Origin of the sequence: Filomicrobium sp., from assembly GCF_025698805.1 — a bacterium.
GTDB classification, from domain to species: domain Bacteria; phylum Pseudomonadota; class Alphaproteobacteria; order Rhizobiales; family Hyphomicrobiaceae; genus Filomicrobium; species Filomicrobium insigne.
The window spans coordinates 1-2,690 of record NZ_JAILWT010000035.1 but is presented as its reverse complement, the minus strand read 5'-3'; the positions used below and the strand labels follow the sequence as shown (position 1 = coordinate 2,690).

Sequence of the window (2,690 nt, the reverse complement as noted above, 5' to 3'; positions counted from 1 at the left end):
CGTGGGCCTGGAAGAAGGGGACAACACCGGGATTCAACGTTGTTACCTATACGGGCAACAACGGTACCGGGCGGGCGGTAGCACACGGCTTGGGCAAGGCTCCGGCGATGTTCATCCTCAAGGCGCGCAACAGTGGGCAAAGCTGGAAGGTGTGGCACTCGGCGCTGACCCCGGAATCCAATGAGTGCACCCTGTCCGGCGCCAACGCCTGCGGCAGCAGCACGGCCATCTGGAATAACACCGCGCCAGACAGCACCAATATCTACGTGGGCAAGAACGGTTGGGCCGGGCAGGCGCAGGTGAACGGCAACGGCACCAACTATATCGTCTACGCATGGGCCGAGGTGCCGGGGTTCTCCAGCTTTGGCAGCTACACGGGTAACGGCAGCAACGATGGCCCGTTCATCAACACAGGGTTCCGCCCGGCGTTCGTGCTGCTCAAGCAGTCCAGTTCATCGGGCAACAGCTGGTAACTGGTGGACATGAACCGGCCCACTTACAATCCCATTGACACGCGCCTTGTGCCAGACGGCAATAATTCCGAGAACAGTTTGGTGAGCATGGACCTGCTGTCGAATGGGTTCAAGATCCGCACCAACAACAACGCGTTCAATGCTTCAGGTGCGACGTATATTTACGCGGCCTTCGCCGAGGCGCCGTTCAAGTATGCGAACGCGCGTTAGGGATTATCCGATGAGCATGCTTATGCGGCGTGGTGCGCGTACTACGCGGAAACTGCCGCATCGGTAGGCAGGCGTGTGGGATGCTAAAACTCTTCGGTGTATACTGGAAGTATGAGAGACGATGCGTGGCGCTTTACGGAAGCGGCTGGTGAAGCAGACCGGTTGGTTCGAAAGCAGAGTGAGGGTAGGGATTGGTCCAACCTGAGTGATGTGATGGAAATCTCCATGCGCCTTGGCGAGCTACGCGAGTATTTCGCAACAAGCCTTCTTGAGGCACCGGGGGCATTGGAGAAGCACGGTGTGCGCCATTACGCGGAGAGATCGTTCACTAGGATGATTGTGTGTGACATGGCGCTCAAACGCGAGGAGCAGCTTCATCGCGCGGCGGTTCAGTACTTGCTTGATATGGGCCGAGCGCTTGCGCGAAACGATGCCGACAGTTTTGTAGCGGCGAGGCATTGTGCGGAAAACGCTCGGCGATGTGGCTTGGACCGGTTCCCGGAGGGCGTCTTGCATGAATTGGTGGCGGTGGCGGACGATCTTCTGGTGCAGGAGGGAAGGGATGACGCCGCAATGGAGGCGCTTGCAGGTCGGACGGAACGGGCGATGCGTCTTTGGCTGCGGCATATGTAGGGGACCAATAGCGGCCGTTATTCAATTGGCTGTTTATCCGGGTCGGGCAAAGATCACGTCGAGAAGTATGGCGTGAAAGTCCGGCCAATCCCCATGTTCCATTACGAGGCTAATCACGCGGCTGGTGTAAGTGTAGCACGTGCTTTCCCAGTCGGCGGCGATAAGGTCATTCCAAGGGCTATGGTCGTAGCGACACTCAAATTGGCTTACGGCATTGGTCATTTCTTGGATGAGTTCGTACATCTTCAACGTTCCACCAAGGCGCTCGACGAACCCGTATTGGTCTTGTTCGTTGGGGTCTTGCGAGAGCACGTGCTGGGTAATGCATATGGCATTGAGGGCGTGGCTGTCGGGGTCTATGTGGCGTAGGAGGTTGTGTGGGGGGAGTTTATCGGTCATTGGCATATGCTTTCAGTGTTGCCGGGACCGCGTCGTGCCGTCCCATCCCGCAAGCGTCGCACGGTCGTCGATGGCGGCCGCACAGGGCTGTAACCGAAGGCGCGCGGAAAGCGCGGCCCTTGTCGCGGCCGGCATGACCGGGCAGCATGGCGGTGTCTGGGGCGGCGATACGTTCATGGTCATGGCGCATGTGACTCTTTTCACGCCATCGGCATGCATGCAGGATGCCCCGTATGAATGTTGTTTGATTGCTAGTGGTGGCGCATGACTCCTGTTGAAGCCATGATGCAGAAATGGGAGAGGGGGCCGCGCGCTTTGTACCGCTGAGGGGTGATGCCCCGTTCAAGGCTGCCGGTGTTCCGCACAGTGTTCAGGCTGAGCAGGCGTTGCTCGGTACGATCATGGTCAACAACCGCCTCTACGATGATTTGTACGGCCGATTGGAGGCGGACCACTTCTACGTTCCCCTGCATGGTGCGGTGTTCGGCGCTATGGAGGCGATCATCAACGGCCGGGGAGGGGAGGCGAACCCGATCACCATTCGGGAGCGGCTTCGGGGAACAAGCTTCGATGCGGATGAGAAGCTGTTTCCGCATCTCTCCAGCATGTTCGAGAATGCGGCGTTCGCGGGTGACGCACGAAGCCTGGCCGACGTCATCCTGACGGCCTTCAAGCAACGGCAACTGATGGGCCTTGCGGAGAACCTGCACGCCAAGGCGCGCGATGCGGCGCGGCCGGAGGACGTGGATGGCGTCGTGGAAAGCGCGGGAAGCGAACTGTTCAGGCTTTCCGAGGCAGGTGGGCACAAGACCGGCGCGCGCGGGATGCGTGAGAACCTGATCGAGGTGATCAAGCAGGCGGAAGCGGCGAAGGCGAGTGGTGCGGGCATCACCGGGATTGCGAGCGGGTTTGCCGACCTTGACCGGCTGCTGAGCGGGTTCCAGCGGAGCGACCTGATAATTCTTGGGGCGCGGC

At 59.7% G+C, this 2,690-nt stretch carries 3 protein-coding genes and 1 pseudogene; 3 read left to right on the top strand and 1 reads right to left on the bottom strand.

Going from position 1 to position 2,690, the window contains the following annotated elements; translation table 11 throughout:
* Both K5845_RS21155 and K5845_RS21145 read left to right on the top strand, forming a co-directional pair.
* Nucleotides 1-683 (top strand): annotated as a pseudogene (locus tag K5845_RS21155) (DUF7483 domain-containing protein); the annotation flags it as partial.
* Nucleotides 684-794: 111 nt separating this feature from the next.
* Entirely contained in the window at nt 795-1,316 is a 522-nt protein-coding gene (locus tag K5845_RS21145; protein ID WP_287959980.1) for a hypothetical protein, read from the top strand.
* 33 nt (nt 1,317-1,349) lie between these two features.
* On the opposite strand, the gene K5845_RS21140 is transcribed toward K5845_RS21145, so the two are convergent.
* Nucleotides 1,350-1,715, bottom strand: coding sequence for a hypothetical protein (locus tag K5845_RS21140; protein WP_287959979.1), 366 nt, complete (start codon nt 1,713-1,715; stop codon nt 1,350-1,352).
* A gap of 293 nt (nt 1,716-2,008) precedes the next feature.
* Between K5845_RS21140 and K5845_RS21135 the strand changes: the two genes are divergently transcribed.
* Nucleotides 2,009-2,690: DnaB-like helicase N-terminal domain-containing protein (locus K5845_RS21135; RefSeq protein ID WP_287959978.1), on the top strand; the 682-nt coding region annotated here is incomplete at its 3' end.